This window comes from Bradyrhizobium sp. UFLA05-125 (assembly GCF_059803515.1).
The window spans coordinates 50427-72489 of sequence record NZ_JBANBJ010000017.1 but is presented as its reverse complement, the minus strand read 5'-3'; the positions used below and the strand labels follow the sequence as shown (position 1 = coordinate 72489).

Annotated in this window: 21 protein-coding genes; 13 read left to right on the top strand and 8 right to left on the bottom strand. The window is 63.7% G+C overall.

What is annotated here, in order from left to right; translation table 11 throughout:
- The first annotated feature begins 155 nt into the window (after positions 1–155).
- The 4 genes from SO156_RS17675 to SO156_RS17660 all read left to right on the top strand — a co-directional run bounded on the left by SO156_RS17675 (position 156) and on the right by SO156_RS17660 (position 4154).
- On the top strand, positions 156–1376 hold the full coding sequence (locus SO156_RS17675) for an acyl-CoA dehydrogenase family protein (protein WP_498535682.1): 1221 nt from the start codon (positions 156–158) through the stop codon (positions 1374–1376).
- A 68-nt stretch (positions 1377–1444) separates the two neighbouring features.
- Positions 1445–2425 (top strand): amino acid--[acyl-carrier-protein] ligase, encoded by a 981-nt coding sequence (locus SO156_RS17670; RefSeq protein ID WP_498535681.1) that lies wholly within the window; start codon positions 1445–1447, stop codon positions 2423–2425.
- A gap of 36 nt (positions 2426–2461) precedes the next feature.
- Positions 2462–3337 carry an acyl-CoA acyltransferase gene (locus SO156_RS17665; RefSeq protein WP_458146052.1) on the top strand — a complete coding sequence of 292 codons (876 nt, stop codon included), beginning with the start codon at positions 2462–2464 and terminating at the stop codon, positions 3335–3337.
- A gap of 199 nt (positions 3338–3536) precedes the next feature.
- Positions 3537–4154: a class I SAM-dependent methyltransferase gene (locus SO156_RS17660; RefSeq protein ID WP_498535680.1), complete on the top strand. Its 618-nt coding sequence runs from the start codon at positions 3537–3539 to the stop codon at positions 4152–4154.
- Positions 4155–4160: 6 nt separating this feature from the next.
- Here SO156_RS17660 and SO156_RS17655 read toward each other — a convergent pair whose 3' ends face one another.
- Positions 4161–5048: a branched-chain amino acid aminotransferase gene (locus SO156_RS17655; protein ID WP_458146054.1), complete on the bottom strand. Its 888-nt coding sequence runs from the start codon at positions 5046–5048 to the stop codon at positions 4161–4163.
- A gap of 153 nt (positions 5049–5201) precedes the next feature.
- On the opposite strand from SO156_RS17655, the gene SO156_RS17650 reads away from it, so the two are divergent.
- The 5 genes from SO156_RS17650 to recQ all read left to right on the top strand — a co-directional run bounded on the left by SO156_RS17650 (position 5202) and on the right by recQ (position 11578).
- On the top strand, positions 5202–6137 hold the full coding sequence (locus SO156_RS17650) for an alpha/beta hydrolase (RefSeq protein WP_498535679.1): 936 nt from the start codon (positions 5202–5204) through the stop codon (positions 6135–6137).
- Positions 6138–6303: 166 nt separating this feature from the next.
- A complete protein-coding gene (locus SO156_RS17645) occupies positions 6304–7605 on the top strand; it encodes an O-acetylhomoserine aminocarboxypropyltransferase/cysteine synthase family protein (protein WP_498535678.1) in 1302 nt (433 codons plus the stop codon).
- A 12-nt stretch (positions 7606–7617) separates the two neighbouring features.
- Complete coding sequence (gene metA / locus SO156_RS17640; protein WP_498535677.1) at positions 7618–8613, top strand: homoserine O-succinyltransferase MetA; 996 nt, start codon at positions 7618–7620, stop codon at positions 8611–8613.
- 111 nt (positions 8614–8724) lie between these two features.
- On the top strand, positions 8725–9468 hold the full coding sequence (locus SO156_RS17635) for a polysaccharide deacetylase family protein (protein ID WP_458146058.1): 744 nt from the start codon (positions 8725–8727) through the stop codon (positions 9466–9468).
- Positions 9469–9712: 244 nt separating this feature from the next.
- Positions 9713–11578, top strand: coding sequence for a DNA helicase RecQ (gene recQ / locus SO156_RS17630; protein WP_498535676.1), 1866 nt, complete (start codon positions 9713–9715; stop codon positions 11576–11578).
- A 210-nt stretch (positions 11579–11788) separates the two neighbouring features.
- Here the strand turns inward: recQ and SO156_RS17625 are convergent, their stop codons facing one another.
- The gene (locus tag SO156_RS17625; RefSeq protein WP_498535675.1) at positions 11789–12802 is read right to left on the bottom strand and encodes a 1-aminocyclopropane-1-carboxylate deaminase; all 1014 of its coding nucleotides are present in this window, start codon (positions 12800–12802) and stop codon (positions 11789–11791) included.
- Between the two features lie 163 nt (positions 12803–12965).
- Here SO156_RS17625 and SO156_RS17620 point away from each other — a divergent pair, with 163 nt between their 5' ends.
- Entirely contained in the window at positions 12966–13430 is a 465-nt protein-coding gene (locus SO156_RS17620) for an Lrp/AsnC family transcriptional regulator (protein ID WP_458146061.1), read from the top strand.
- Positions 13431–13472: 42 nt separating this feature from the next.
- Here the strand turns inward: SO156_RS17620 and SO156_RS17615 are convergent, their stop codons facing one another.
- The 4 genes from SO156_RS17615 to SO156_RS17600 form a co-directional block, all read right to left on the bottom strand.
- Positions 13473–15035, bottom strand: coding sequence for a serine hydrolase domain-containing protein (locus tag SO156_RS17615; protein ID WP_498535674.1), 1563 nt, complete (start codon positions 15033–15035; stop codon positions 13473–13475).
- Between the two features lie 93 nt (positions 15036–15128).
- Positions 15129–16436, bottom strand: a complete 1308-nt coding sequence (locus tag SO156_RS17610) for a citrate-proton symporter (protein ID WP_498535673.1) — start codon at positions 16434–16436, stop codon at positions 15129–15131.
- A gap of 26 nt (positions 16437–16462) precedes the next feature.
- Entirely contained in the window at positions 16463–17923 is a 1461-nt protein-coding gene (locus SO156_RS17605; protein ID WP_498535672.1) for an NAD(P)-binding domain-containing protein, read from the bottom strand.
- The gene (locus SO156_RS17600; RefSeq protein ID WP_458146065.1) at positions 17920–18900 is read right to left on the bottom strand and encodes a LysR family transcriptional regulator; all 981 of its coding nucleotides are present in this window, start codon (positions 18898–18900) and stop codon (positions 17920–17922) included. The genes SO156_RS17605 and SO156_RS17600 overlap by 4 nt, the downstream gene beginning before the upstream one ends.
- 80 nt (positions 18901–18980) lie before the next feature.
- On the opposite strand from SO156_RS17600, the gene SO156_RS17595 reads away from it, so the two are divergent.
- Genes SO156_RS17595 through SO156_RS17585 form a run of 3 tightly spaced genes read left to right on the top strand, consistent with a single transcriptional unit; the run spans position 18981 to position 21195 of the window.
- Entirely contained in the window at positions 18981–20138 is a 1158-nt protein-coding gene (locus SO156_RS17595) for a PLP-dependent cysteine synthase family protein (RefSeq protein ID WP_458146066.1), read from the top strand.
- A 17-nt stretch (positions 20139–20155) separates the two neighbouring features.
- Positions 20156–20626 carry a CMD domain-containing protein gene (locus tag SO156_RS17590; RefSeq protein WP_458146109.1) on the top strand — a complete coding sequence of 157 codons (471 nt, stop codon included), beginning with the start codon at positions 20156–20158 and terminating at the stop codon, positions 20624–20626.
- Positions 20623–21195 (top strand): peroxidase-related enzyme, encoded by a 573-nt coding sequence (locus SO156_RS17585; RefSeq protein WP_458146067.1) that lies wholly within the window; start codon positions 20623–20625, stop codon positions 21193–21195. Before SO156_RS17590 ends, SO156_RS17585 begins: the two co-directional genes overlap by 4 nt.
- Positions 21196–21219: 24 nt before the next feature.
- Here SO156_RS17585 and SO156_RS17580 read toward each other — a convergent pair whose 3' ends face one another.
- Together SO156_RS17580 and SO156_RS17575 are read right to left on the bottom strand one after the other, a co-directional pair.
- On the bottom strand, positions 21220–21420 hold the full coding sequence (locus tag SO156_RS17580; protein ID WP_458146068.1) for a hypothetical protein: 201 nt from the start codon (positions 21418–21420) through the stop codon (positions 21220–21222).
- A gap of 105 nt (positions 21421–21525) precedes the next feature.
- Complete coding sequence (locus tag SO156_RS17575) at positions 21526–21999, bottom strand: 2TM domain-containing protein (RefSeq protein WP_498535671.1); 474 nt, start codon at positions 21997–21999, stop codon at positions 21526–21528.
- Positions 22000–22063: the final 64 nt, after the last annotated feature.

Sequence of the window (22063 nt, the reverse complement as noted above, 5' to 3'; positions counted from 1 at the left end):
TCTTAACTGCTCGTTCCGAATTAGGCCTCGTTTACCTTCAATTTCGTCGACGAATTTGAATTAAATCCGTAGCCTCCGGGCCAAGCAAACATGGTCGGATGATCGGCAAGGCGCAACCGTGCCGATCTCGAACGACTAAACGGAGGCGAACCAGCATGAACGTGCGTGAAGCGGCCCTTCAACCCATCGATGACACCCAGGCAAGCTTTCTCGAGCACAGTCCCTCGCTGGTCGAGCGCACCGCACGCGTGGCGACGGTGGCAGCCGGCGAAGCCGAGGGCGTCGATCGTGATGGCCGCTTTCCCCACAAGGCATTCGACGCGGCACGCGAGCAGAAACTGCTCGGCGTGACGATCCCCGTCGAATTCGGCGGCTTTGGCGCTTCGATCTACGACGTCACCGACATCTGCTACACGCTCGGGCGCGCTTGCGCTTCGACCGCAATGATCTATGCGATGCATACGACCAAGGTCGCCTGCGTTATCCGGCACGGCCACGGCATTCCCTGGATGGAAACCATGATGCGCCGGGTCGGCCGCGACCAGTGGCTGCTCGCCTCTTCCACCACCGAAGGCCAGAACGGCGGCAACATCCGCGCGAGCGCGGCTGCGGTCGATCATGAAGGCGACATCATCGCGCTGACGCGCGACGCCACCGTGATCTCCTACGGCGCCGAGGCCGACGGCCTCGTCACCATCGCGCGCCGCGCGGGCGATGCGGCAGCCTCCGACCAGGTGTTGCTAGCGCTCGCCAAGGACGATTATTCGCTGAAGCGGACGCTGGGCTGGGAAACTCTCGGCATGCGTGGTACCTGTTCGACCGGCTTCGAGCTGAGGGTCGACTGCCCCGCCGACCGCGTCTTCCCGGAATCCTACGACAAGATCCACGCACAGACGATGACGCCGTTCGCGCATCTGTGCTGGTCGTCGGCCTGGGCCGGCGTTGCCGCTGCCGCCGTGACGCGCGCGCAGGCGTTCGTCCGCAAGGCGGCGCGCGCCTCCGGCGGGCAGATGCCACCGGCAGCCGCCCATTTCACTGCTGCGAAGATGTCGCTGGCAAAGCTCCGCGCACTGATCGCCTCCAATATCGACACCTTCGCCCATCATGAGCATGACGAGCGCACGCTCGGCTCGCTCGACTTCCAGTCCTCGATCACGCTCCTCAAGGTGCAAGCCTCCGAGCTTGCGGTCGAAACCGTGATGCACGCGATGCGCACGACCGGCCTTGCCGGCTACCGCAACGACGGCGACTTCACCATGGGCCGCCACTTACGCGACGTTCTGTCCGCGCCAATCATGATCAACAACGACCGCATCCTCGCCAACGCGGCGACCTCGACCTTGATGAGCGGCGTGCCGGCGAGCCTTCGCGACTAACATCCCTTCGAAGCTGACGCGCCTGCACGACCAACAAGAAGAATTGCAGATAACAGGAAGTCTTGGCCATGAACGTTGCCGTTCTCCCGACCTCGCCCGACGCCGCGCCGCAAGCTGTTGATCCGCTCGATCATCTCACCGATGTGCTGTTCCATCGCATGGGTTCGGACGGCGTCTATGCCCGCACGGCACTCTATGAGGATGTCGTGGAGCAGCTGGCTGCGCTGATCACAGGGCACCGTGAGACCGGCACCGAGGTCATGCGATTTCCGCCTGTCATGAGCCGGGCGCAGCTGGAAAAATCCGGTTACCTCAAGAGCTTCCCGAACCTGCTCGGCTGCGTCTGCGGCCTGCATGGCACCGAGCGCGAGATCAATGCCGCGGTGAGCCGCTTCGATGCCGGCGGCGACTGGACCACGTCGCTGTCGCCCGCCGATCTCGTGCTGTCGCCGGCGGCCTGCTATCCCGTCTATCCGATCGCAGCGAGCCGCGGACAGCTGCCGAAGGGTGGCTTGCGCTTCGACGTTGCCGCAGACTGCTTCCGCCGCGAGCCGTCGCGTCATCTCGACCGGTTGCAATCGTTCCGGATGCGCGAATATGTCTGCATCGGCAGCCCTGACGACGTCGCTGATTTCCGCGAGCGCTGGATGGTGCGCGCGCAGGCGATCGCCCGCGATCTCGGCCTCACCTTCCGCGTCGACTATGCCAGCGACCCTTTCTTCGGCCGCGTCGGCCAGATGAAGGCCGTGAGCCAGAAGCAGCAACAGCTCAAATTCGAGCTGCTCATTCCGCTGCGCTCGGAGGAGCAACCGACAGCCTGCATGAGCTTCAACTATCATCGCGAGCACTTCGGCACGACCTGGGGCATCCAGGACGCCAGTGGCGAGCCCGCCCACACGGGCTGCGTCGCCTTCGGAATGGATCGCCTCGCCGTCGCGATGTTCCACACTCACGGCACCGATCTTTCCACCTGGCCCGCCAAGGTGCGGGACATCCTGGGCCTGTCGCCGCACGTGGCGACTGACGCCCATGTCGAAGGCTGGCGCTAAGCGACGAGGCCGACCATTTCTACGGGCAAGACGAGCGTGATCCATACCAAGGTCCGATGCCGCGAGATCACAGAGTCCGATGTCGATGCCATCGCGGACCTGCTGACGCGCGGCTTCGTCGGCCGCTCGCGCGACTACTGGATCCAGGGCCTACGCCGGCAGGCGTTCCGGCCGGTGCCCGAGGGCTATCCGCGCTTCGGCTACATGCTCGACAATGACGGCATGCCGGTCGGGGTGCTGCTTCTGATCTATACGGCGCGCAAGGATGGCGAGACCACCGCCATCCATTGCAACCTGTCGAGCTGGTACGTCGAGCCGGCGTTCCGCAACTACGCACCGCTGCTGACCAAGATCGCGCAGCGTCACAAGGACGTGACTTATCTCAACATCAGCCCGGCGGTGTGGACCTGGCCGATCATCGAGACGCAGGGATTTAGGGCGTATTGCCGCGGCCTGTTCTTTTCGGTGCCGGTGCTGTCGCGCGTGCCGCGCTGGACCAGGATCGAGGTGATCGCACCGCACGCCAAGCAGATCGAGGGCCTCGGCGAAGCCGAGACCGAGCTTTTGACGCGCCATGCGCGCTACAACTGCCTGAGCCTCGTGGTCCGCACGCCGAAGGGCGTGTTCCCCTTCATCCTGCAGCCAGTGCGCATCCGCCGCGGCTGGATCGCGCCACCTGCGATGCAACTGATCTATTGCCGCAGCGTCACCGAATTCGTCACCTGCGCCGGCCGCATCGGCCGCCTGTTGCTGCGGCTCGGTAAGATCTCGGTCATCGTCGATTCCAACGGCCCCATTCCCGGCCTCACCGGCGTCTATACCGAGCGGCGCGGCCGCAAATACTTCAAGGGCTCGCACCGGCCGCAACTGGCCGACCTCACGGACACGGAGCTCGTGCTGTACGGGCCGTAGCCTCGCGATTAATGCGAGAACTATCCTTTCGGCTGTCATGCCCCGGCCCAGTACGCCGCGGCTTTTCCGTACCTCATTGGCGTCTCGGAGTGCCCGGTCAAGCCGGGCGATAACAGCTGAGGGTGTGGCGAGTTCGCGCTTTTCACGGCCAATGGCACGACCGACGTGGTAAGCTCTCGGGATCACGGGAGCCGCCACCATGTCCGAGCGCAGCACGCATTGGGAAATGGTCTACACGACCAAGGGCGAGACCGAGGTGAGTTGGTTCCAGGAGAGCCCGGCGATCTCGCTTCAAATGATCCGCGCCGCGAGTCCAGGCCATGGCGCCGCCATCATCGATGTCGGCGGCGGCACATCGCGGCTGGCCGATGTGCTGTTGGAGGACGGCTATCGCTCCATTGCGGTGCTCGATGTCTCCGCCCATGCGCTCGACGCTGCAAAGGCGCGGATCGGACTTGCCGCAGCTGATATCGACTGGATCGTTGCCGACGTCACGACATGGCAGCCCGCACGTTCGTACGACGTCTGGCACGACCGCGCGGCGTTTCATTTCCTGACTGGGCCTTCCGATCGGGCGGCGTATATCGGTCGCATGCGATCGGCGGTGCGCGAGAGCGGTCACGTCATCATCGGCACCTTCGCACTCGACGGTCCAGAGAAATGCAGCGGCCTGCCGGTGCAGCGCTATGACGGCAACAGTCTTGCCGCGGAGCTCGGGCCAGATTTCGCGCTGCTGGAGACGCGTCACGACGTCCATCGCACGCCCTGGAATTCGACGCAGGCGTTTCAGTTCAGCCGTTTTCGCAGACGCGGGTGAGCAGCCCTACGCCGCGAGCTTCACGGCGTGCGCGAAGTCCCAATAGAGCTTGCGCGCTTTGGTGTAGAACGGGCCCGGCTGCAGCTCGCGCTCGTCGATGCGAATGACGGGAGCCACCTTGGCGAAATTGCCGCTCGAGAAGATTTCGTCGGCGGCGAGAAAATCGGCATAACACAAGGTCTTTTCGACCACGGTGGCACCGTCGGCACGCAAGAGGCCGATCACGCGCTGGCGCGTGATGCCGTTCAAAAACGTGCCGTTTGGCGCGGGCGTGTAGACCACGCCGTCTTTCGCCATGAACACGTTGGAATTGCCGAACTCCGCGACATTGCCGAGCATGTCGAGCATCAGCGCGTTTTGGAAGCCGCGGGAGGCGGCCTCGGCGAGCGCGCGCGAATTGTTCGGATAGAGGCAGGCCGCCTTCGCCTCGACCGGCGCGCATTCCGCAGTCGGCCTGCGGAACGGCGAAAGCGTGATCGCGTTGCCGATCGGCTTTGGCATCGGCGCCTCGTAGATGCACAGGCACCAATTGGTCGTGTCTGGATCGAACAGCACGCCGCCACCCGAGCCGTTCTGCGCCCAATACATCGGACGAATGTAGAGCTCGGCCTTCGGCGCGAAGCGCGCAATGCCTTCGCGCGCGAGCGTCATCCAGGTCTCGGTGTCGACCACCGGCTTGAGGCCAAAATTGATCGCGGATTGATTGGCGCGGGCGACGTGGCGATCGAGATCGGGCGCGACGCCTTCGAAGGCGCGAGCGCCGTCGAACACGACCGAGCCGAGCCAGGCGCCATGCGTACGCGGTCCCATGATCGGCACGTTGCCTTCGTGCCACTTGCCGTCGAAGAAGGTCCAGCTCGGCGAGTACTCGATGGGTTTTGTGCTCTCGGCCATTAGCCAGCCTCCCCTTACCGTCATGCCGCAATATGCGTCACTATTAGCCGAATTCCTAAACGATTTCCTGCGCGAAACTACCGTTAACCAGCGTGCGCAGGCATTCAGATTTGCAGTAATATCCGGCTATAGTTTGTCGTTAACTGGTGCCCCATGCCGCTCGATCCACTCGCAAAGCGCTTGTTGACCATGATGGCCGCGGCAGCTCCCGCGGCGCGCGCCCGTCCGAGCGTCGAGGGGCGGCGGCAGTCGCTGGCGAAACTGATGCAATTTGCGCGCGCCGAGGCTCCCGGCGTTGCGACGTCCGACGGCACGCTGCCCGGCCCCGACGGCGAGCTGGCCTACCGTCTCTATGCGCCGGAGAACGCCGCATCGCGAGCGCCGGGCTTCGTGTTCTTCCACGGCGGCGGGCTCGTCGCCGGCAGTATCCAGACCCATGACCGCGTCGCCGCCGGCATCGCGCACGTGACGGGTTGCCGCCTGGTGTCGGTCGACTACCGGCTCGCGCCCGAACACAAATTCCCCGCCGCGATCGACGACGCGATCGCAGCGACCGAATGGGTGGCGCGGAATGCTTCTCTCCTCGGCATCGACGCCGAGCGGCTGGTGATCGGCGGCGATTCCGCCGGCGCTACGCTTGCCGCCGTCGTGTGCCAGGAGGCGACGCAGAACGCCGGCCTCTCCATCGTCGCGCAATGCCTGATCTGCCCCGTGCTTGATTTCGAGGAGACCTCACCCTCGCGCGAGGCCTTTACCGAAAATCACCTGATTGATCGCGCCACGATCGAAGCCGATCTCGCCGACTATCTGCCCGACGGCATCGACGCCGCCGATCCCCGCGTCTCTCCGCTCCGCGCGTCGCGGCTGACGGGCTTGCCACCGGCGATCATCCACACGGCCGAGTTCGATCCGATGCGCGACGAGGGCAACGCCTATGCGCGCAAGCTACTGGCTGCCGGCGTTGTCGTAGAGCATGTCTGCCACGAAGGCATGGTGCACAATTTCCATGCCATGGGCGCGATCCTGCCGCAGGCGCAGCTTGTGCTGTCGCAGATCGGCGAACAGATCCGCCGCGCTGTGGGCAGCTGAGCGTCGAGCCTAAATTGACTCAAATTTTAGCTAATTGAGCAGCAATCGTTAGGGTTACTTCGTCGATCTCTAGACGAATTATTGCCGGCTTTACCACCCGCCTCTAACACGAGCACGGCGGATAACGCACATCCAAGTTGCGACCCGCCGGACGCGGAGGTGGACGATGCGCAACGAAACGATCGCAATTCACGCCGGCTACGAACCAGAAGCGACCACGCATGCGGTCGCCGTGCCGATCTACCAGACCGCGGCCTATGCGTTCGACAGCGCCGATCATGGCGCAGCTCTCTTCAATCTCGAAGCAGAAGGCTATCGCTACAGCCGCATCGCGAATCCCACCACCGCGGTGCTGGAGAAGCGCATCAGCGACCTCGAAGGCGGCGTCGGGGCGCTGGCGGTCGCAACCGGACAAGCGGCACTGCATTTCGCCTTCGTCAACGTCGCCGATCATGGCGGCAACATCGTTTCCGTGCCGCAGCTCTACGGCACCACGCACACGCTGCTCTCCCACATCCTGCCGCGCCAGGGCATCACGGGCCGCTTCGCCGAGAGCGACAAGCCCGAGGCGGTCGCAAAGTTGATCGACGAGAACACGCGCGCGGTGTTCGCCGAGACCATCGGCAACCCCGCCGGAAATGTCTGTGACATCGAGGCGCTGGCGAAAATCGCGCATGCCCATGGCGTGCCGCTGATCGTCGACAACACGGTGGCGACGCCGATCTTGCTCAAGGCGTTCGATTACGGCGCCGACATCTCCGTGCATTCGCTGACGAAATTTCTCGGTGGCCACGGCACCACGCTCGGCGGGGCGATCGTCGATTCCGGACGTTTCTCCTGGACGCAACACGCCGCACGATTTCCGGCCTTCAACACGCCCGACGCGTCCTATCACGGCCTCGTCTATGCCGAGCGCTTCGGCAAGACCGCCTTCATCGAGCGCGCGCGCAGCATTTATCAGCGCACCATGGGCTCGGTGCTGTCGCCCTTCAACGCCTTCCTGTTGCTTCAGGGTATCGAGACTGTGGCGCTGCGCATGGAGCGCCATGTCGAGAATGCCCGCAAGGTCGCCGAGTTCTTGCGCGCTGATCCGCGCGTGGCCTGGGTCAATTACGCCGGCTTTCCGGACAGCCCATACTACGCGCTGGTGCAAAAATATCTCGCGGGCAACGGCTCGTCCCTGTTCACTTTCGGCATCAAGGGCGGCATGGAAGCCGGCAAGGCCTTCTATGACGCACTGAAGCTGATCACGCGGCTCGTCAACATCGGCGATGCAAAATCGCTCGCCTGCCATCCGGCCTCGACCACGCACCGCCAGATGTCGGCCGAGCAGCAGCGTGCTGCCGGCGTGCTGCCGGAGACGATCCGCCTCTCGATCGGTATCGAGCATATCGCCGATATCGTCGAAGACATCGACCAGGCGCTCGCAAAGGCCTGCCCGTCGGAACGGCTTCAGGCTGCGGAGTAGACGGCAGCGCCGATGACCATCTTGATCGACAAGGATCAAGGTATTTTGAGCCCGGCCCTGGTGCCGGCGCTGGACGACGCGCGCGTCGACAGTCGCGAGATCACCATCGGGCTGATCAACAACATGCCGGATCCGGCACTGAAAGCGACTGAACGACAGTTCATGAAGCTGTTGCAGGCCGCTGCCGGCACACGCCGCATCCGCTTCCAATGCTTCTCGCTGCCCTCGGTCAAGCGCTCGCCGGAAGCGCGCTGGCACGTCGAGAGCGAGTATTCCGACCTCTCCGATCTGAGGCGGCGAAGATTCGACGGACTGATCGTGACCGGCGCCGAGCCGGTCGCCCCCGATCTCGACCAGGAGCCATACTGGCGCGATCTCACCGACATCATCGACTGGGCGAGGACCAATACGCGCTCGGCGATCTGGTCGTGCCTTGCCGCGCACGCAGCGGTGCTGCATCTCGATCGCATCGCGCGGCGGCCGCTGGCCGCCAAATGCCATGGCATTTTCGAGTGCGAGACGGTCGGCAGCGATCCGCTGACTCGCGCCGCCCCCACACCCTTGAAGGTCTCGCATTCACGCCTTAACGAGGTCACGGAAACCGACCTCGCCAGGCATGGTTATCAGGTGTTGACACGCTCGGCGAAGGCCGGCGTCGACGTTTTCGTCAGGCAATATGCCAGCCGTTTCGTGTTCTTCCAGGGTCATCCTGAATATGACGCGCTGTCGCTGCAGCGTGAATATCTGCGTGATATCGGCCGCTTCCTCGCACGCGAGCGCGAGGCCTATCCATCGGTGCCCGTGAGCTATTTTGACGCGGCGACCGAAGAGAAGCTTTTCCGCTTCGAAAAGCGCGCCAGGCATCAGCGTCATCCGGCGATGGCGAGCGAGCTGCCGGCGTTGAATTTGCGTGGCGACATCGCTGCGGGAAGCGCCGCGGCCGTGCTTTTCAGGAACTGGCTCGATTTTCTCGTCGAAGAAGCAGCCACGCCGCTGTCTCTGCGCTAATGGACCGAACAGGTTCCTCGTTAGGCATAATCAATCGTAAAGCTTGCGTCGGGCCGAGGGCGGATGGTTCATTGCTACGGCCCCGCTTGGAAACAAAGGGAAACAACTCCGGTGTGGTCGGCAATCAACGGACGCGTGAGCAATCGGCTGGCCCGGCATTTTGCCGTGAAGCCGCATCGGCTGCCGACACATGCGCCGATGGTCAGCTTCACCTTCGATGACGCTCCCGACAGCGCCGCGAGCCTTGGCGCCCCCATGCTGGAGGAGTATGGCGGCCGCGCTACGTTCTATCTGGCCGGCAGCCAGATCGGGCAATGGTCCGGTCACTGGCTCGGATTGTCCAAGGACGCGATTCTGCAACTCCATGATCGCGGCCATGAGATCGCCTGCCACACGTTCTCGCATCGCCGCGCGGCAGATCTCGACCAGGCCGCGCTGGCGCGCGAGATCGAGCAGAACCGCAACTATTTTCTCGCACTCGACCCGACGATCAGGCTCGAGAATTTCGCCTATCCGTATGGTCTCGCCTCGATCTGGCGCAAGCCGCAGCTTAGCAAGAGCTTCCGCTCGGCACGCGGCATCCTTCCCGGCGTCAATCGCGACGTCATCGACCTGCAGTTCTTGCGTTCCACGCCCTTGATCGACAAGGACATCGATGCCGATGGCGTCGATCGCTATTTCGACGAGACCGCCGCGAGCGGCGGCTGGCTGATCTTCTACGGCCACGACGTCGTCGACCAGCCGAGCCCTTATGGCTGCACGCCGTCACTGTTGCACCACGCGCTGAAGGCGGCACAGGAGCGGGACGTTCCGATCGTGACGGTCGCCGAAGCCCTGCGACGGATCGGGGCGTAGCAGTCTTCACCTCGCCCCACTTGCGGTGAGAGGTCGAATTTGCGTGAAACGCGCAATTTGGGTGAGGGGGAGTTCCGCATGCCTCCGGCATCATCTTCGCGGTTAGAGCCCCTCAACCCGACCCTCTCCCCGCAAGAACGGGGAGAGGGAGAGCAAGCTGCGCATGAGCCTCAACACTCTTGCCACAACCGTGCCGGCATGCGACTGCCGTTCAGCTCTTCACACGGCCCGGTCCGACACGCCCATGTCCGCCCCCTCCACCGCTTCACAACCTGCGCCGGCCGATGGCCGCGACGCGTTGTCGGTGCTGCATTCGGTGTTCGGGCTGACCGGTTTCCGCGGTGCGCAAGGCGAAATCGTCAGGCATGTGACCACGGGCGGCAATTGCCTGGTGCTGATGCCGACCGGCGGCGGCAAGTCGCTGTGCTACCAGTTGCCATCACTCTTGCGCGAAGGCTGCGGCATCGTGGTGTCGCCTTTGATCGCGCTGATGCGCGACCAGGTCGCGGGCCTGATCGAATCCGGCGTCAACGCTGCCGCGCTGAACTCCTCGCTGACGCCGCAAGAGGCTTCCGAGATCGAGCGTCGCCTGATCGCGGGCGATCTCGACCTGCTCTATGTCGCACCCGAACGGCTGGTCACGCCGCGCTGCCTGTCAATGCTGGCGCAGGCCAGGGTCGCACTGTTTGCAATCGACGAGGCGCACTGCGTCTCGCAATGGGGGCATGATTTTCGCCCCGAGTATGTTGCGCTCTCGATCATAGCCGAGCGTTTTCCCGACGTGCCGCGGATCGCACTCACCGCCACCGCGGACGAGCTGACGCGCAAGGAGATCGTCGAACGGCTGCAACTTTCGGACGCGCCGCAATTCGTCTCCAGCTTCGACCGGCCGAACATCCGTTACGAGATCGTCGACAAGCGCAACTCGGTCGCACAACTGAAGGAGTTCATCCGGGAGCGCCATGCCGGTGACGCCGGCATCGTCTATTGCCTGTCGCGCAACCGGGTCGAGGAGGTGGCTGCCGCCCTGAGCGATGCGGGCATTCCGGCGCTGCCCTATCATGCCGGGCTCGACGGCAGTGTGCGCTCGCGCAACCAGGATCGCTTCCTGAACGAGGACGGCATCGTCATCGTCGCGACCATCGCCTTCGGCATGGGCATCGACAAGCCCGACGTGCGCTTCGTCGCGCATCTCGACCTGCCCAAGAGCATCGAGGCCTATTATCAGGAGACCGGGCGCGCCGGCCGCGACGGCAATCCATCCGCTGCCTGGATGGCCTACGGCCTTTCCGACATCGTGCAGCAGCGTCGCATGATCGACGAGTCCGGCGCATCCGATGAGTTCAAGCGGGCGTCGATCGGCAAGCTCGACGCGCTGGTCGGGCTTGCCGAGACCGCGCATTGCCGGCGCAGGCGGCTGCTTGCCTATTTCGGCGAGACCGTCGCGGCAGACAGTTGTGGCAATTGCGACAACTGCCTGACGCCGCCGCAGATGCGCGACGGCAAGGTGCCGGCACAGAAGCTCCTGTCCTGCGTCTACCGCACCGGGCAGCGGTTCGGAGCCATGCACCTGATCGACGTGCTGGTGGGCCGCCTGACCGAGAAGGTCACGCAGTTCGGCCACGACAAGCTGTCGGTGTTTGGCATCGGCCGCGAGCTCAACGAGAAGCAGTGGCGCACGGTGCTGAGGCAATTGGTGGCGATGGGACATTTGCAGAGCGACAGCGAGGCTTTTGGCGCGCTGAAGCTGACGGAGTCCTCACGCGGCGTTTTGCGCGGCGAGACGGAAGTCTGGCTACGCGAGGAAGCCCCTGGCACGCGCCTTCGCGCCAGCCGTACAAAATCTCGTCGCGGCGATCTTGCGCCGGCGTCGAACGCGCCACAAGCCGACGTCGATCCCGAATTGCGGGCACGCCTGCGCGCCTGGCGCTCCGAAGTCGCGCGCGAGCGCGGTGTTCCCGCCTATGTCGTGCTGCACGATGCAACGATCGACGGCATCGTTCGTGCCTGGCCGACGACGCTGGACGAGCTGCGCAACGTGCCCGGCATCGGCGACAAGAAGCTCGAGCACTACGGCGAGGAGCTGCTGCGAATGGTCAGGATGCGGTAGGGTGCGCTCTAATGGCTCGTGCGCGCGCCTCCCTCCACGTCGTCATCCCGGACAAGCGTAGCGAAGCGGAGCGCAGATCCGGGATCCATACCGCGTGATCTATCTTGAGGCACGCACGACGTCGTTCTTCGCCAAACGCGACCCTGTGGTTATGGGTCCCGGGCTCGCGACTTCGTCGCGCCCCGGGACGACAGTCTTGGTGGGGCCGCCTTAGCCGTTCCGGAACGCGTAAGCGTAGCCGTTGAGTGCGGGCGCGCCGCCGAGGTGGGCGTAGAGAATCTTCGCGCCCTTCTCGAAATAGCCCTTCTTGGTGAGATCGATCAGGCCTTGCATCGACTTGCCCTCGTAGACGGGGTCGGTGATCATGCCTTCGAGACGCGCGGTGAGGCGGATGGCCTCCTTGGTCTCTTCCGACGGCACGCCATAGGTGGGATAGGCGTAGTCCTCGACCAGCACGACGTCGTCTTCGACGATCTCCTTGCCGAGCTCGACGAGTTTCGCGGTGTTCTGCGCAATCGACAGCACCTGCGCCTTGGTCTGCGCTGGCGTGAAGGACGCATCGATACCGATCACTTTTCGCGCGCGGCCGTCCGCGGCAAATCCAACCAGCATGCCGGCATGGGTCGAGCCGGTGACTGTGCAGACGATGATGTAGTCGAACGTGAAGCCGAGGTCCTGCTCCTGCTTGCGCACCTCTTCGGCGAAGCCGACATAGCCGAGCCCGCCATATTTGTGCACGGAGGCGCCGGCCGGAATCGCGTAGGGCTTGCCGCCCGCGGCCTTCACTTCCTCGAGCGCCTGCTCCCAGCTCTTGCGGATGCCGATGTCAAAACCGTCCTCGACGAGGCGCACGTCGGCGCCCATCACGCGCGACAGCAGGATGTTGCCGACGCGGTCGTAGACGGCGTCCTCGTGCGGCACCCAGGCTTCCTGCACCAGGCGGCACTTCATGCCGATCTTGGCCGCGACGGCAGCGACCATGCGGGTATGGTTGGACTGCACGCCGCCGATCGACACCAGCGTGTCGGCATTCGAGGCGATCGCGTCGGGAATGATGTATTCGAGCTTGCGCAGCTTGTTGCCGCCGTAGGCAAGACCGGAATTGCAATCCTCGCGCTTGGCATAGATCTCGACATTGCCGCCGAGATGCTTGGACAGTCGCTCCAGCTTCTCGATTGGCGTCGGCCCGAAGGTCAGCGGATAGCGCGCGAATTTTTCCAGCATCGTAAGGTCATCCCGATTGGCGTTGAGCTGGAGCGAACGATTAGCATCAGCCGCAGGAAATGTGCTCTCAAAAGGGGGCGTAATATGCGACCGATCGTTGCACATTCTTCGCTATTTGATCTATTTTCTTTCATCAGATCCACATTCTGCGGAAATTTCTTTCATGCCATCGAGACTCGATCGCACCGACCTTAAGATATTGCGATTGCTGCAAAATAACGGCCGGCTCAGTAATGCTGAGCTGGCCGAAACTGTCGCCATCAGCCCTGCCACCTGCCATCGCCGCACCCAGCGCCTGTTCGAGGACGGCTTTATCGCCTCGGTGCGCGCCATGGTCGCGCCGAAGATGGTGGCCAAGGGCACGCTGGTGATGGTCGGCGTCGTGCTCGACCGCTCGACGCCGGAGAGCTTTGCGATCTTTGAGCAGGCGGTCGCGAAATTGAAATTCGTGCTCGACTGCCACCTCGTCGCCGGCGATTTCGATTACTTCCTCAAGATCCGCGTCGGCGACATGGAGGATTTCAACCGCATCCATGGCGAGCAGCTCATCGCGCTGCCCGGCGTTCGCCAGACCCGAACCTTCTTCGTGATGAAGGAGGTCGTCGACAACGCGCCACTGGAGTTTTGAGCGGCCCAGGCCATCGTCCTCGCGTCAATCCGGACCGAGACGCTAGCCGCCCGCGACCCCTTCCGCCGACTCCTCACGGCCGTCCCTCGCCTTGCCGCGTAGCGCGATCTTGTTGCCGTCGTAGGTGAGCGTCCACGTCCAGGCGTCGCCGCCTCCGACATATTGGAGGTCGATGACAAATGTCCGCTCGTTCTGCCACGTGCCCTTGGCGGCGCGAACACCGAAAATGCCTGGCGGACTTTTGCGGTACAGGCCATCGAGACCGATCGGCCCGTCGAGGCGACGCCGCGCGGGGTCGCCCGCGTTCGTCTCCACAACATAGCGCGGGTTCTCATCGGCCAGGAACAGCGTCAGTGTCTTGATGCCCGAGGCGTTGTCGGAAAACTTATAGGTCTTGCCCGAGATCGCAGACGCGGTTGCGGGCGTGGCGCCGACCGATGTCGGCTTCTCCATCGACACGTCCGCGACCAGCTTTGCCAGCTGTTCGGCCGCAATTGCATCGGCCGGCAAAGCAGACTCGGATTTGACGGCGGCAGAGATCTCGTCGGCCAGCTTGCGGAATGGACAGAAATTGGTCGCCGTCATCACGGCGACGATGTCGCGCTCCGGCAGCACCATGATCACCTGACAATGATAGCCGACCGCCATGAAGACAGGCTTGTCGGGAATGGCCCAGAACTGGTTGGCGTAGCGCAGCCCGGGCTCAAATCGCGCATTCATGTCGATGGTGGCATGATTGACGGCATCGAGGAAATCCGCCGGCAGCAATTGCTTGCCCGCCCACTCGCCCTTGCGCAGATAGAGATAGCCGATCTTCGCCATGTCCCGCGGCCGCATCGAAAGGCCAAAGCCGCCGATCGGGAGTTTCTGCGGATCACGGCGCCAAAACGGCTGGGCGATCCCGAGCAGCCCGAACAGCTTCTCCTGCGCATAGTCAGCGGTGCTCTTGCCGGTGATCCTGGCCACGATCGCGGATAGCAGATGCGAACCGCCGCTGTTGTAGTAGAACACTTCGCCCGGCGTATGCGCCATCGGGCGATCGAGGATGAATTGAACCCAATTGGAGCTCGCGCCCATGTCGCGAAGCGATTGCTCCCGGCCGCCGACATACCCCTCGTCCCACTCGAGGCCGGATGTCATGTTGAGCAACTGCTGGACCGTGATGGCCTTCTTGCGCTCGTCGAGATTGGCGACGTCGCGATCGAGAAAGAAATCCAGCATCGGACGATCGAGACGATCCAGCAGGCCATCCTTGTAGGCCATCGCCAGCAGCGTCGCGACCACCGCCTTGGTAGAGGAGTTGATCACGTGCGGCATATCAGCCGTATAAGGCGCGTAATAGGCATCGAGCACGATGCGGCCGTGGCGTGTCACAAGCAGGCTGTCGAAGCTGCGCGGGATGCCGGACGCGACCAGTTTGGCCAGCGCGGCCGAATCCATGCCCTGCTCTTCCGGCGTTGAGGTCTGCCATTGAGCGGTCGGCCAGATCGCCTCAGTGCCCTGTGCGCTTACGGTGTCGGAATAGATCGACGTGAGCAGGATGAGCGTGCCAAGCAGGGCGATGCTTCGTGATGAAAGCCTGACGACGAAATCAGCCACCTGCATGTTTTACCTGCCTGTGCTCGTTGCGCACAGGCATATACCACAGGCGGCACCTGCTCAATGATACAATCTCGTGAAATATACCGGCGCGCGCCGTTACGAGACCTGTTCGGCGACGCGCTCCGCCGCAGCCATGTCGCGCTCACCGTCCTCGGGACGCATCGCGATCACCGAGATCAGGCCAAGGCCGACGCCGATCATGACGTAGAAGATCGGCGCGAGCGGGGAGCCCGTGAGCGCAATCAGCCAGGTCACGAAGAACTGCGCGAAACCGCCGAAGATCAGCACCGCGACATTGTTGACGATCGCGAGCGCGGTCGAGCGGACGCGGATCGGGAACAACTCGACCAGCGTGGTGCAGTAGACGCCGAGGAAGAACGCGCTGAAGAAGCCGATCACGACCTGCGCGACCAGGAGCTTTGCGATCGACGGTTCGGCGATCACCCAGGCATAGAGCGGATAGAGCGAGACGAAATAGCCGGCGAGGGATGCGAGCAGCAGCGGCTTGCGCGGATAGCGGTCGGACACGGCGCCGGCGATGGGGACGACGACCACCATGACGATCGCCGCGATCATCTGCACCAGAAAGCTCTGCATCAGCGGCAGCTTCAGCACTTCCTTGGCGTAGGTCACGGTATAGCCGAACGTCACGTAGAACGAGACTGCGCTCGCGACCACCATGCCCATGCCGATCAGGAAGTTGCGGCCGGGATGTTTGAGCGCGGCGATGAAGCGCTCCTTGTGGACGGTTGCCATGTTGCGCTGGGATGCGTCGGGCTCGACGACCTTGGCGCGCATGTAGAGCAGGATCGGAACGATCACGAGGCCGACGAAAAACGGGATGCGCCAGGCGCCGGCCGCGAGCTGCTCCTGCGTAAATGTCAGCGTCAAGACGGCACCGAGCACTGCGCCCAGCACATTCGCCATGAGTTGACCCGCGATCTGCCACGAGCCGTAGAAGCCGGTGCGGCCGGCAGGTGCCGCCTCGATCAGATAGGACGTCGAAGTGCCGAACTCGCCGCCGACGGAAAAGCCCTGGAGCAGCCGCGCCAACAGTACGATGAGCGGCGCGGCGATGCCGGCCGTCGCATAGGTCGGCGCCATTGCGAGCAGCGCGACCGAGAGCGCCATGATACCCATGCCGAGCGTCATCGCCGCCTTCCGCCCCTTGCGGTCGCCGAAATAGCCGAGCACGAGGCCGCCGACCGGCCGCATGAAGAAACCGGTGCCGAACAGAGCGGTGGTGAGCAGCAGTGCGTTGATCTCGCTGCCCGGTACCTTCGGGTCGACCGGGAAGAACAGGTTCTTGATGACCGGCGTCATAAGCGCGAACACCGTGAAATCGTACCATTCCATCGCATTGCCGGCGATCGCTGCCACGATGGCTTTTCTGTTCGTCTGCATCTCGCGCTTGCCTGTCCGGTTTGTGGTTACTCGGCGGGTTGATGAATGGCGTCGGCGTCGGTCCATTCGTCGCCGAGGATCTCGGCCGTGGCGAACGCCTTGAGATTGGCGAAGTGAATCTCGCGATCCTCGACGAAGAGCCGGCGGACGATACCGCGTGCCAGCCTATCGGCACCTTCGCTGATCGCGGGGATATCGCCTGAGAGCTTGCCGTGGCTCAGCGTCGCCGGATAGTTGAAGCCGTAAAGTCGCGACAGCATCGGGCAGGCGCCGGCCACCCTCTCCTGGAACTGGAAGATGTCGCCGAGATCGGGCGAGCCTTCGAGCTCGGCATTGTCCATGCCTACAGGCGTCGGGAAACGATCGCGCCAGAAGCGGATATGCGGCGCGAACTCCCCGAGCTCGGACCGCAGCGCGAGATCGACCTTGAAGCCGGTGCCGAAGATGATGAAGTCGGTCTCATAGCGTCCCTTTGGGGTCGTCACGACAAGGTGGTCATTCTCAACGACGAGATCATCGATCGGGCTTGCGAGATGGAAATGCGCATGCGGGTAGGCGGAGACGCGCAGCACGCTCTGGCGCGGTGGCGGCGTCTGCGCCTTCAGCGTGTGATCGAGGAAGCGCCATTTCCACTCATCAGTGAGGCCGGCAAAGCCATGCACGACGCCCTGGCTGCCGATGCCCGTGAACTTGTTGATGCGTGGGATGTCGGCGCGCCGGATGAAGAGATCGAGCCGGGCAGCGCCACTCTCCAGCGCGACTGCCGCGTTGTCCATCGCGGATGCCCCCGCGCCGACCACGGCGACGCGCTTGCCGCGCAGCATTTCGAAGTCGATCGCATCAGACGAATGCGCCCAAAAGCGTCGGTCGATGCCATCGGCCATCGGCGGCACGTAAGCGCCACCGAGGCCGTCGCGTCCCGTCGCCAGCACGACATGGCGCACCAGGATTTTTTGCCGCGCGCTGCGCTCGCTGACATCAAGTTCGAACAGCTCGTCGGCACGCCCGTGGATACGCTCGACCGTCACCTCGTTGCGGACCGGCAGGTTGAGCACCTTGCGGTACCAGACGAGATAGTCCATCCACATCGTGCGCGGCGCGCGGTCGAGCCCCTTCCAGGCCTCCCGGCCGTATTGCGCTTCATAGAACGCGCGGAAAGTCAGCGCCGGCATCCCCATCGCGGGGCCGGTCAATTCCTTCGGCGAGCGCAGCGTGCGCATCCGTGCGAAGGTGACCCATGGCCCCTCCTCACCTGCGCGCGCACGGTCGAGTACGAGGTGATTGTCGACGCCGAGCCGCTTCAACATGGCCGATGCAACGAGGCCCGCCATGCCGGCGCCGACGATCACGACGTCGACGACGGCCACGCCGTCCACGGCGCGACGCGGCACCCAGGATTTGGCCGGCAGTTCCAGCCAAGACAGATCCTGCTTGAGTCGCTCTTCGAGCGCCGCGAGGCCGGCTGCGTTAGGCGTCATCATCGTCATGAATTGGCCTTCTCGAATTCGTCGGCCACCTCATCGAGCTCGAGGCTTGCGGCCGCGCCGCTGTGCAGCTTCGCGCCGGGCATCAGCGCGACCGCCGCGCGCAGCGCGTCATTGAGGGAAGCGACCGTCGGCGTCAGCTCGCGCCCGGTTGGCGAGAGTGCCGCAAACAGGAAAGGAATGGAGACATCGAGACGCCGGGTGACGACGCCTTCCACCGGAAGGCTCGACGTCAGCACCGGCTCGACGATGGCGATGCCGAGCGACTGCTTGGCCATCGCGATCGCGGTCATCGAGGAATTGGTGTCGATGACCTCCGCGGGCATCACGGCCTCACGCTCCAGCGCCTCGTCCACGCGGCGGCGCAGCCGGTAGGGATTGGCCATCGTCAGCAGACGGCCGCCGCCGAGATCCTTCAGCCGGATCACCTTCTTCTTCGCGAGCGGATGATCGATCGCCAGACACGCGACGCACGGCACCTCGCAGACCCATTGCACGTCGAGGCCGGGATGCTGGACCGGCAGGCTGGCTAGCCCGAAATCCACCGATTGCGACAATACCGACTGCACGACATTCTCGGCCGACAGCGCCTGGACATGCACCTGAGCCGGCAGCAGCTCGCGCTCCAGCGCGGCAAGCGCGGCCGGGACGAAGCCCGCGGCCAGCGCCGGGATCGCGGCGAGGCTGAGCACCGGAAGCGCGCCGGCGCCGATTGCATTGGCGCGTTGGCGGATGTGCTTCAGGCCCATCAGGAGCCGCTCGACCTCGGCATGAAACAGCACGCCCTTCGGCGTCGGACTGATACGCGGGCCGTTGCGGGAGAACAGGAGGTAGCCGACATCGGCCTCGAGGTCCTGGATCTGCCGCGTCACGACTGGCTGCGAACGGCCGAGCAGCCGCGCAGCGCCGGTGATGCTGCCTGCCGACATCACCGCCGCGAAGGCCTCCAAGAGCCGGATGTCGATAATTTCGTTGTTCATTGGCAGGCCGTTTGCATTATTCGGATATAGCATGAATGATATTTCTTGATGTGCAAGAAGAATTATGAGAGCTTTTTGTCATGGAGCCAGCCCCTTTCCGCCATCAAAACCCGACCGGACCGGCCTACAGGCGCGGCTGGGTGGACGAGGCCGTGGCGTCGATCGAAGCCGATCAGTGCCGCTCGGCGGATACGCATCTGATCCGCCTCATCGTGCCGGCGCTCGCGGGCATCGACATCTATCTGAAGGATGAATCGACCCATCCGACCGGCAGCCTGAAGCATCGGCTGGCACGATCGCTGTTCCTCTACGCACTCTGCAACGGTCATATCCGCGAAGGCACGTCGGTGATCGAGGCGTCATCGGGATCGACGGCAGTCTCGGAAGCCTATTTCGCGCAGATGATCGGCGTACCCTTTTATGCGGTGATGCCGCGCACGACCTCGGCGGAGAAGATCGGCGCGATCGAGCATTATGGCGGCAACTGCCATCTGATCGACGATGGCCGCGCGCTCTATGCGGAGGCCGCCGCGCTCGCCGCGCGGCTGAACGGCCACTACATGGATCAGTTCACCTTTGCCGAGCGCGCCACAGATTGGCGCGGCAACAACAATATCGCCGAGTCGATCTTCACCCAGCTCAAGGGCGAGCCGCGCCCGGTGCCGGACTGGATCGTGATGGGCGCCGGTACCGGCGGCACCTCGGCAACCATCGGGCGCTATTTGCGCTACCGACAATATCCGACCCGGCTCTGCGTCGCCGACGTCGAGCATTCCGCCTTTTTCGACTGTTTCCGCAACCAGGATCGTACGCAAATCTGCGAGCGGCCCTCGCTGATCGAAGGCGTCGGCCGTCCGCGTTGCGAGCCCTCCTTCGTTCCGGGTGTGGTTGATCGCATGATGAAGATCCCGGACGCAGCGACGATCGCGGCGATGAATTTGCTGACCCGCCGGCTGCGCCGTGCGGTCGGCGGCTCGACCGGAACCAATTTCCTGGCGCTGTGCCGCATTGCCAGCGAGATGCGTAACGCCGGCGAGACGGGATCGCTGGTCACGCTGATCTGCGATTCCGGCGAGCGCTATCGCCAGACTTACTACGATCCGCAATGGCTCGCCGCGCGCGGGCTTGATCCCGCGCCTTACGAAGCCGAGTTGTCGGCCTTTCTGGAGATGGGCAAGTCGCTCAGCTTCACGGTCGCGGATGTCGCAAACCCGCAAAACTCACGAGGTGGCGCGTGACCACGCTGATTGAGACGATGGCCGGCGTGCCAGAGGGGTCGCGGCTTGGCCAGGCGCTGAATGCGCGCGCCGAGATCCTGCGCCTGAGCGAAGCCGCCCATGATGCGGTGCTGGTCCCGCGGGAGCCGGGCGGGCTGAGCCACGGCCTGCGCGCAGCGCTCGCGGCGCGGATGTGCCGGCACCTCGGCGATGCCGCGCTGACGGCGCACTACAAATCCTATCTCGCGCATTCGCATGATCTGGATGTCGCCGCTCTCGCCGAGCCCGGCAGCTGCTCGGGCGATCCACTGAACGACGCCATGGCACGACACGCCGACCTCCTGACGCTCTCCCCGCGCAAGGCAACGCGGCAGGACATCGAGACAATGAAGGCCGCCGGTGTCAGCGAAGCCGACATCGTGCGGCTGTCTGAGCTCGCCGCTTTCGTGAACTATCAGTTGCGGGTCGTTGCTGGCCTGAAACTTCTCAAACTGGTCGAGGCCCGATGAGCGAGGTCGTTCACACCTTCACCGCCACGATCCCGACCTGGTCGCCTTATGTCACCCCGGTCGAGCTCGCATCCGCAACGACGGAGCAGCTCGCGGCGATGAAGGTCACGCCTTCGAACAAGGGCGTGTCACCTTACGTGCTGACGCTGGCGCATGATCCGGAATCACTCGAGGTCCGCTCGCCGCTGTTCAACATGATCATGTACGGCAAGGACGGCCTGTCGTCCGCCGAGCGCGAGCTCGGCGCGCTCAGCGCCTCCATCGTCAACCGCTGCATCTACTGTGCTGCCGTTCATGCCTCGCGCTTCATCAGTCTCACCGGGCAGAACCATGTCGTCGAGGAGATCTTTGCCGACGAGCGCGACGCCGCGCTGGAGACGCGACAGCAGGTCTTGTTCGATTTCGCCACAAAGCTCTCGACGACACCGATCGAGGCAACGACGGATGACGCTCTCAAACTGGCTGACGCAGGCCTCAGCGAGCTCGAACAGATCGACCTCGTGCTGTCGGCCGCGATCTTCGGCTGGGCCAATCGGCTGATGCACACGCTGGGCGAACCGCTGGCGTGATGCCGGACGCGGCCGGGCCGGACGTCAGTCCTCCCAGGTCCGGATGTTGAGCGACGGCGCAAGAAAATCGGTCCAAAGGAGATAACCGCCCAGCAAGGCCAGGGAGCCGCCAACGAAGAGAAGACGATAGTAGATCGCTTCGCGCAAGAACAGCTCAACAGCTGCGATGTACAAGCCTGCAGCGAACATCGCGCTCGCAAGAGCAAAAACGACGAACTTTCGCATCCAAAACGCTCTCTTGATCGAACCTACCCGCCTTTGTCGGCGGACTGGAGAGCCCGGTTCGAAAAGAGGGGAAGAGGCTCACCCCATACGGTCCGGCGCGCCTCATCAAAGTTTCCGACCGAGATAGCGCTCGACCTCACGCCGCTCCCACTCGCCGGTCAGGAAAGGCACCTTATCAAAGGTGCGCAGGCCGTGGATCAGCACGGCGGTACCCCAGCCAAAGGTGACCCAGAGGACCCAGAGATAGCGTGGGTACGTCATGATGTTGAAGACGGCGAGGACGCCGACGACGATGCAATACTGGGTCACGTGCAGGTAGAAGCCCTTGATCTTCCTGACCCTGTTGAAGGCCAGGACTTCGTCCGGCTTCATCGTTTGTTCGCCTGCTGTCATATCCATGTCTGTCTCCTTCAGGGTTGAAAAGTCGACCTCGAAGACCGCGCCCAAGGCTTTCAACGACTCCATGCTGGCCGCATTGCCACGTTCGATGCGCTGGATGGTGCGGACGCTCAGTCCACTCAGCTGCGCCAGCTCCTCTTGCGACCATCCTCGTTGGAGCCTCAGCTTTTGCACAATCATGTCAGTCCTCGATTTGACGGCTGCAAACTAGCTGTGCGGCTCCATGGCGAACACGACAGCGACC